Genomic DNA, 8,078 nt, shown 5'->3' on the forward strand with positions numbered 1-8,078 from the left:
GTGCGATGTTTCACGTGAAACATCGCACCGCGCTGCTGTGCCGCGGAGTCGACAACGAGGTGCATGTACCGAGGGGGTGATGTTTCACGTGAAACATCACCGCTTCCGCTTCAGTGCCGCCTCGCCACCCCGAAGCGGGCCATGGCCGCAGCGATCACTCCATAGATCACGGCCACGGTGATCACCAGTGCGACTGAGCGGCCGTCCGGAGGGAGCATCAGGGCGGCCACGGCGGCGGCGCCGACGAAGGCGATGTTGAACAGGACGTCGTAGAGGGAGAAGATTCGGCCCCGGTAGCCATCGTCGACAGAGGACTGGACGATCGTGTCCGTGGAGATCTTCGCCCCCTGCGTGACCAGACCCAGGACGAACGCCGCGATCAATATGGGCGATTCCGAGAACGGCAGACCGAGGGCAGGTTCCAGCACGGCGGCGGCCGAGGAGCAGGTGACGATCCAGAGACCCGGTCCCAACCGCCCAGCTGCCCAGGGCGTCATCACCGCTGCGGTGAAGAACCCCGCTCCCGAGATCCCCACGGCGAGACCGAGGAGGGCCAGCCCCTCCTCCGAGTCGGATGCCCCGGGACTGTCGGACGACCAGGCGTACCGGCAGAGCATGAGCACCATGACTGTCAGGGCGCCGTAGCAGAACCGCATCAGCGTCATCGAGGCCAACGCCCAGGCAGCCGCCCGCCGCCCCGGCTCGGCAAGATGTCGTACGCCTGCTGCCAGGCCCCGTGCGGTCCCGGCGAGAGCCGCACCCAGCCGCGGCTGCACCAACTCAGGATTCGGGCCGAGTAGTTCCCGGGCGATGCGCAGTGAGGCCAGGGCCGCGCACAGATAGAGGGCCGAGCCGAGAAGGACCACCGCGGCGTCGGAGTCCGAGGCCACCAGCCGTACGACGAAAGCGAGTCCGCCGCCGGCGGTCGCGGCGAGCGTTCCGGCCGTCGGCGAAAGCGAGTTGGCGACCACCAAACGGTCGGCGTCCACCACACGGGGCAGGGCGGCGGAGAGCCCCGCCAGCACGAAGCGGTTGACCGCCGTGACACACAGAGCGGAGACGTAGAAGAGCCAGTCAGGCACATGGCTCAGGATCAGGACGGCTGTCACGGTCGCCAGGAGGGCGCGCAGCAGGTTTCCGTACAGCAACACCTGGCGACGCCGCCAGCGGTCCAGCAGGACACCCGCGAAGGGGCCGACGAGGGAGTACGGAAGAAGCAGGACCGCCATCGCGGAGGCGATCGCCGCCGCCGACGTCTGTTTCTCCGGCGAGAAGACGACGTACGTGGCGAGCGCGACCTGATAGACGCCGTCGGCGCCCTGGGACAGCAGTCGCACGGCTAGCAGTCGCCGGAAGTCCCGGAAGTGGAGCAGGACGCGCAGGTCGCGCACGACGGACATGGGGCACAGCCTCACATACGGAGAGGGCCCCCGGGCACATGACCCGGAGACCCTCAACAGCCCACTACGAACGACTGATCAGCGCTCGACCTCGCCCTTGATGAACTTCTCGACGTTCTCGCGGGCCTCGTCGTCGAAGTACTGCACCGGCGGGGACTTCATGAAGTACGAGGACGCCGACAAGATCGGGCCGCCGATGCCGCGGTCCTTGGCGATCTTCGCGGCGCGCACTGCGTCGATGATGACGCCGGCGGAGTTCGGGGAGTCCCAGACCTCGAGCTTGTACTCCAGGTTCAGCGGGACGTCACCGAAGGCGCGCCCCTCGAGGCGGACGTACGCCCACTTGCGGTCGTCTAGCCAGGCCACGTAGTCGGACGGGCCGATGTGGACGTTGCCCTCGCCCAGTTCGCGGTCGCGGATCTGGGAGGTGACGGCCTGCGTCTTGGAGATCTTCTTGGACTCCAGGCGGTCGCGCTCGAGCATGTTCTTGAAGTCCATGTTGCCGCCGACGTTCAGCTGCATCGTGCGGTCCAGGACGACGCCCCGGTCCTCGAACAGCTTCGCCATGACGCGGTGCGTGATGGTGGCACCGACCTGCGACTTGATGTCGTCACCGACGATCGGGACGCCCGCCTCGGTGAACTTGTCCGCCCACTCCTTGGTGCCGGCGATGAAGACCGGAAGGGCGTTGACGAAGGCGACCTTGGCGTCGATGGCGCACTGGGCGTAGAACTTCGCCGCGTCATCGGAACCGACGGGCAGGTAGCAGACGAGGACGTCGACCTGCTTGTCCTTGAGGACCTGGACCACGTCGACCGGGGCCTCGGCGGACTCCTCGATGGTCTCGCGGTAGTACTTGCCGAGGCCGTCGAGGGTGTGGCCGCGCTGCACGGTCACACCCGTGCTCGGCACGTCACAGATCTTGATGGTGTTGTTCTCGGAGGCGCCGATGGCGTCCGCGAGGTCGAGACCGACCTTCTTGGCGTCGACATCGAAGGCGGCGACGAACTCCACGTCACTGACGTGGTAGTCACCGAACTGCACGTGCATGAGGCCCGGGACCTTCGACGCCGGGTCGGCGTCCTTGTAGTACTCGACTCCCTGCACCAGCGACGCGGCGCAGTTGCCCACACCGATGACGGCTACGCGAACCGAACGCATTCCGGTTGCTCCCTGTGTGTACGAGTGAGGTCCTGGCAGGGACCTCACGTGGTGGTGTCGCCGGGCGCATCCGGCCCGGGGGTTTCCCCGGGCCGGGGCAGGGCGCCCGGCGCTCCCTCTGTGGTGTCGCGAGCGGGTTCTCCGTGGGCGGGGCCCTTCAGGTCCCGGCCTGCCCGTTCGCTCTCGATGAGCTCGTTCAGCCAGCGCACTTCGCGCTCCACGGACTCCATCCCGTGGCGCTGGAGCTCGAGCGTGTAGTCGTCGAGGCGCTCGCGGGTGCGCGCCAGAGAGGCACGCATCTTCTCCAGTCGTTCCTCCAAACGACTGCGACGGCCCTCCAGGACGCGCATGCGCACGTCACGGGAGGTCTGCCCGAAGAATGCGAAGCGAGCGGCGAAGTGCTCGTCCTCGTAGGCGTCGGGACCCGTCTGCGAGAGCAGCTCCTCGAAGTGCTCCTTACCTTCCGCCGTCAACCGGTAGACGATCTTGGCGCGGCGACCCGTGAGCGGGGCGACGGCGGCATCCTCCGGGGTGCCCCCCGATTCCTCGATCAACCAGCCGTTGGCGACCAGCGTCTTGAGGCAGGGGTAAAGCGTCCCGTAGCTGAAGGCACGGAACACACCCAACGACGTGTTGAGTCGTTTGCGCAGCTCATAGCCGTGCATCGGGGCTTCGCGGAGCAGGCCGAGGACCGCGAACTCGAGTATTCCGGAGCGCCGGCTCATCGTCGCCTCCCCTCTCCCGCTGGCCCTGCCGACACGTTTTATGCCGAGCTGATGTATCGACTCGATACATCCAGACGATAGAACGCCCCTACGGATGCGACAAGTGGGGATGCGGTGAACGGGGTCACATCACCGATTAGTAGGAAGCAAGTTGCCTGATTTGGGGTGAAGTTCGGTGCTCAGTGGGTTTTGGTGGTGCGTAGTCTGTGCGGCATGCACACCACTGGGAACCGCGTGACGTTTGAGCACGTCGTCGTCCTGGGTGCGGTACGGATGAATACCAACACGACCGCATCCGTACTTCGGGGGGACCGGAAACCAGCCGCCGTTTCCAGGCGCGCACGGGTGCGCCTGCCCGAGGAGTAGTCGTTCGATGAGCGAGCACCGTCGCAAACCGCCGCAGCCTCAGGGAGGCGGACGTGCCGCGGCCCGACGCGGCCAGTCGGCGTCCTCCGGCCGCCGCGCGGCACCGCGGGACGCCACCGGGTCACTTTCCGACACCTATGGCTCGGGAGGTGAGGAGACCCAGTACGAGGGCCGTGCCGCCACTCGACGGGCGTCGCAGAGAAGCACCGATACCGACACCGGAGTCGGCGGCCGCCGTAGAGCCGCCGAACCCGCAGGGCGTGGACCCAGCCGTGGCCGTGGACGCGCGGCTCCGCCCGGGAAGAAGCGCTTTATCGACTACCCGCGTGCCGGCAAGTACGGGGCGATGCGCTGGGTGCCGTCGTGGCGCCAGGTGACCGGGCTGTTCATCGGGTTCTTCGGAAGCCTGGTGGCGGCGGCCGGCATCGGATACGCGGTCGTGGCCGTACCCAACCCGGCCGAGGCCGCGACGGCGCAGAACAACGTCTACTACTGGTCGGACGGCTCGCAGATGGTCGCGACGGGCGGTGAGGTCAATCGCCAGATCATCGCGTACGAGAAGATCCCCAAGGCGATGCGCTACGCCGTCATGTCGGCCGAGAACAAGACGTTCGAGACCGACAGCGGCGTCGACCCGATGGGCATCGCCCGAGCCGTCGTCAACATGGCCAAGGGTGGTCAGACGCAGGGTGGTTCGACCATCACCCAGCAGTACGTGAAGAACGCCATGCTCGACGACCAGTCGCAGACCCTGTCGCGGAAGGTCAAGGAGCTCTTCATCTCGGTCAAGGTGGGCACCTCGGTCGAGAAGGAAGACATCATGCGGGGGTACCTGAACACCGCGTACTACGGACGTGGTGCGTATGGCATTCAGGCGGCCGCCCGCACGTACTTCGGCAAGGACGCTGACAAGCTCAACCCGAGCCAATGCGCCTTCCTCGCCGCGGTCCTCAAGGGTGCCACGTACTACGACCCGGCCGGCGCGACGTCGATCGACCCGGCGGCCTCGCCGGAGGCCAACCGCAAGCGGGCCACGGAGCGCTGGGGCTGGATCCTCGACGAGATGGTCAAGGACAAGCACCTGTCGGCGACCGAGCGGGCCAAGTACACCGAGTTCCCCAAGATCGAGAGCCCTCGGTCCAATGCCCAGCTGGGGGGGCAGATCGGTTACCTCGTCGACACGGCCAAGGGTTACATCCTCAACAACACGGACATCGATCAGAAGGAGCTCGAACGGGGCGGCTACGAGATCCACACGACCTTCGACAAGAACAAGGTCAAGGAACTCGAGAAGGCCGTGGCGAAGGTCCGCAAGGAGAACATCAAGCCCGACCTGCGTCCGAAGACCGACGCCCATGTGCAGTTCGGTGGCGCGTCGGTGAATCCGAAGTCGGGTGCCATCGAGGCGATCTACGGCGGTGAGGACGCCACCAAGCACTTCACCAACAACGCCGACGTCACTGGTGCGCAGGTCGGTTCGACGTTCAAGACGTACGTCCTTGCGGCAGCTATGACCTGGGGCAAGCGCGATCCCGAGCTCGATGGGGATCAGGCGCAGGACGAGCGCACCATCGTCTCGCCGAAGAGCCTTTACAGCGGCAAGAACAACCTCAAGATCAAGGATTACGACGGCGAAGTCTGGACCAACGAGAAGGGCGAGGAGTGGCTGCAGGCCAACGACGATGACGCGTCGTACGGCAGCGCGCCGAAGTACCAGATCGACCTCCGTGAGGCGATGCGGGTCTCGGCGAACTCGGCCTTCGTGCAGCTGGGCATGGACGTCGGTCTGGATCGGGTGAAGGAAGCGGCCATCGAGGCAGGCCTCAAGGAGAGCAGCCTGGCCGGTACCAGCTTCCCGTCCTTCTCGATCGGTATCTCCGATCCCAGCGCGATCCGTATGGCGGGCTCTTACGCGACCTTCGCCGCCAGCGGCAAGCAGAACGACCCGTTCTCGGTGAAGACGGTCGAGTATGAGGGTCTGAAGAGGTTCGACCACGACGACATCGCCGAGCCCAAGCGGGCCTTCACATCGGAGGTCGCCGACAACGTCACCGATGTCCTCAAGACCGTCGTCGACGAGGGAACCGGTACGTCGGCCCAGCTGACCGGCCGTGAAGTGGCGGGCAAGACCGGTACCACCGACGGCAACAAGTCCGCCTGGTTCGTCGGGTACACCCCGCAGTTGTCGACCGCGATCAGCATGTATCGCATGGACGACGACGAGTCGAACAAGAACCGCACGTTCCTGGAGATGTACGGCACGGGTGGTCAGGAGACGATCCACGGTGCCTCGTTCCCGGCCGAGATCTGGCACGACTACATGGAGGACGCGCTCAAGGGTGAGCCGGCTGAGGACTTCCCTGAGCCCGAGCCGATCGGTGTGATCGTGAACGACGACCCGGACCCGACGCCGACCCCGACGCCGACCGAGTCCGAGGAGGAGAGCCCCGAGCCGAGCCCGACGCCGACCGAGAGCGAGATCCTGCCGTCGCCGACGCCCAGCGAGACCTGCACCAACCCGTTCGACACCACCTGTGAGGACACGGGCGGTACGGACACGGGCGGTACGGACATTGGTGGCACCGATGGTGGGGTGACCGCGACACCGACGGAGTCGGAGGACGATTCGAGAGGCAACCAGAACGGGGGACTCTTCGGGGGCACCGAAGGGTAGCTCCCCGCCCGGCAGAATGTGTTTCACGTGAAACAAGGGCCATCGCACCGATCAGGTGCGGTGGCCCTTGCCGTGTCCCCGCGAGGCCCGGATCACAGCGGTCGGGACGTGTTTCACGTGAAACATGGGCCGTCGCATACGACGGGATGCGGTGGTCCTCGGTGTATCCCTAGGCGCGTACGGCAGGATGTGCGGCATGCCCAGTGCAGAGACGACGCGAGTGAGCACGGACGAGTCGGAGCCGGTGCGGCCGACCAAGGAGGACGAGGTCGCTTCGACCGGCAGCGAGCTGATCGGCGGCCCGATCGGGCGCCGGGCGCTGCTCGGCACGTCCTGGTGGACGCCGGTACGGGTCGTCGCGCTCGTGGCGATCGGCATGTTCGCGCTCGGCATGGTGCAGAAGCTGCCCTGCTACGACGGCGCCTGGTTCTTCGGAGCCAGCTCGCAATACACGCACGCGTGCTACTCGGACATCCCGCACCTCTATCAGGGACGCGGTTTCGCCGACGGGCTCGTGCCGTACTTCGACAAGATCCCCGGCGACATGGAGTACCTCGAGTACCCGGTGCTGACCGGTGTGTTCATGGAAGTCGCCGCCTGGCTGACCCCGGGCAGCGGCACCATCCAGGAACAAGAGCAGTGGTACTGGATGGTCAACGCCGGGATGCTGATGGTGTGCGCGGCGGTCATCGCCGTCTGCTGCGCGCGCATTCACCGCCGGCGCCCCTGGGACGGCCTTCTGGTGGCCCTGGCGCCCGCTTTCGCGCTGACCGCCACCATCAACTGGGACCTCCTCGCCGTGGCCTTGCTGGCCGCCGCGATGCTGATGTGGTCGCGTCGGCGCCCCCTCGCCTTCGGCGTGCTGATCGGACTCGCCACGGCCGCCAAGTTCTACCCGTTCCTGGTGCTCGGACCACTCTTCGTGCTGTGCTGGCGGGCGGGCAGGTGGCGCGCGTACGTGACCGCGTTGCTCGGCGCTGTCGGGGCCTGGCTCGCGGTGAACCTCCCGGTGATGCTCCTGGCCCCCGACGGGTGGTCGAAGTTCTATCGCTTCAGCCAGGAACGTGGCGTCGACTTCGGCTCCTTCTTCCTCGTCATCTCGCAGCGGATGAACATTCAGATCACTGGCGAGACGGCGAACGCGTACGCGATGGTCTCGATGGTGCTCGTCTGCGCGGGAATCGCCGCGCTCACACTGACCGCCCCGCGCCGCCCGCGCTTCGCGCAGCTCGCCTTCCTGATCGTGGCGGCCTTCATCCTCACCAATAAGGTTTACTCACCGCAGTACGTCCTCTGGCTGGTTCCCCTCGCCGCCCTGGCCCGGCCCCGCTGGCGGGACTTCCTGATCTGGCAGGCCTGCGAGGTGGCGTATTTCGTGGGGATCTGGATGTACCTCGCGTACACGACCAGCGGCGAGGCGCACAAGGGTCTGCCTGCCGAGGGCTACCAACTCGCCATCATGGCTCACCTGTTGGGGACGCTCTATCTGTGCGTCGTCGTCGTGCGTGACATCTTCATGCCCGACCGGGACATGGTGCGTCGGGCCGGTGACGACGATCCCTCCGGCGGAGTCCTCGACGGCGCGGAGGACGTTCATGTGTACGGCGCGGCGGCCCATCCCCCGCGGCACGCGATGCACGTCGAAGGGCCGCAGGTGGAATGGGGCAGCCGTGGCCCTGGAGATAGTTCGCCCTGAGCGAACAGAGCACGGGCAGGCTACGCGGAAGGCCGTACACGAGGTTTCTCGTGTAC

General features: G+C 66.5%; 5 protein-coding genes. 2 read left to right on the forward strand and 3 right to left on the reverse strand.

Features of this window, described 5'->3' with window-relative positions; all coding sequences use genetic code 11:
- Positions 1–110 precede the first annotated feature (110 nt).
- The 3 genes from ACFU53_RS44400 to ACFU53_RS44410 form a co-directional block, all read right to left on the reverse strand.
- Positions 111–1,400, reverse strand: a complete 1,290-nt coding sequence (locus ACFU53_RS44400) for an MFS transporter (protein ID WP_384005620.1) — start codon at positions 1,398–1,400, stop codon at positions 111–113.
- Between the two features lie 78 nt (positions 1,401–1,478).
- Positions 1,479–2,561 carry an inositol-3-phosphate synthase gene (locus ACFU53_RS44405; RefSeq protein ID WP_384005622.1) on the reverse strand — a complete coding sequence of 361 codons (1,083 nt, stop codon included), beginning with the start codon at positions 2,559–2,561 and terminating at the stop codon, positions 1,479–1,481.
- 44 nt (positions 2,562–2,605) lie between these two features.
- The gene (locus tag ACFU53_RS44410) at positions 2,606–3,286 is read right to left on the reverse strand and encodes a PadR family transcriptional regulator (RefSeq protein ID WP_384005624.1); all 681 of its coding nucleotides are present in this window, start codon (positions 3,284–3,286) and stop codon (positions 2,606–2,608) included.
- Between the two features lie 373 nt (positions 3,287–3,659).
- On the opposite strand from ACFU53_RS44410, the gene ACFU53_RS44415 reads away from it, so the two are divergent.
- Both ACFU53_RS44415 and ACFU53_RS44420 read left to right on the forward strand, forming a co-directional pair.
- Complete coding sequence (locus tag ACFU53_RS44415) at positions 3,660–6,326, forward strand: transglycosylase domain-containing protein (RefSeq protein ID WP_384005626.1); 2,667 nt, start codon at positions 3,660–3,662, stop codon at positions 6,324–6,326.
- 187 nt (positions 6,327–6,513) lie between these two features.
- Positions 6,514–8,022, forward strand: a complete 1,509-nt coding sequence (locus tag ACFU53_RS44420) for a glycosyltransferase family 87 protein (protein WP_384005627.1) — start codon at positions 6,514–6,516, stop codon at positions 8,020–8,022.
- Positions 8,023–8,078: the final 56 nt, after the last annotated feature.

The organism is Streptomyces sp. NPDC057474 (assembly GCF_042802555.1).
GTDB lineage: Bacteria > Actinomycetota > Actinomycetes > Streptomycetales > Streptomycetaceae > Streptomyces.